The 384-nt window shown below is 56.8% G+C and carries 1 protein-coding gene; it reads right to left on the bottom strand.

Going from position 1 to position 384, the window contains the following annotated elements:
- The coding region (locus HMPREF2955_RS07220; protein WP_139145502.1) for an IS66 family transposase at positions 1 to 384 on the bottom strand (384 nt) is incomplete at both ends.

Here is a 384-nt window from a genome sequence, read left to right on the forward strand (position 1 = left end):
GGTCTCATCAACTTGCAGGTAGGGGCTCTGCAAAATCAGCCCCACTTGAAGCTTATACAGCGGATGCAGTGCATCGGCGGCGCCGTGAACCCAACGGTTTATGGTTGAGGTGGGGATGTTGATGCCGTGCTCCTTCCATCTGGCGCTCTGCCTATACTCCGGCAGGTGATAGGCAAACTTTCCCGTGACAATCTCGGCCAGCAGGGAGGCGTCGGCAAAACAATCCACTGCCTGCCTCTGCAAGGGGGCTTCCAGTATGCCGACCTTTGCGTCAGTTGGCCTTGCATCCTTCTGACGGCAGACAACGCGGTCTTCAACCTTGACATAAAAGCAAGGGGGGCGCAGGCACAAGTGTTCAGTCCTGTCATGCCCGATGACGACCAT

This window comes from Prevotella sp. HMSC073D09 (assembly GCF_001814145.1).
Taxonomy (GTDB): Bacteria; Bacteroidota; Bacteroidia; order Bacteroidales; family Bacteroidaceae; genus Prevotella; species Prevotella conceptionensis.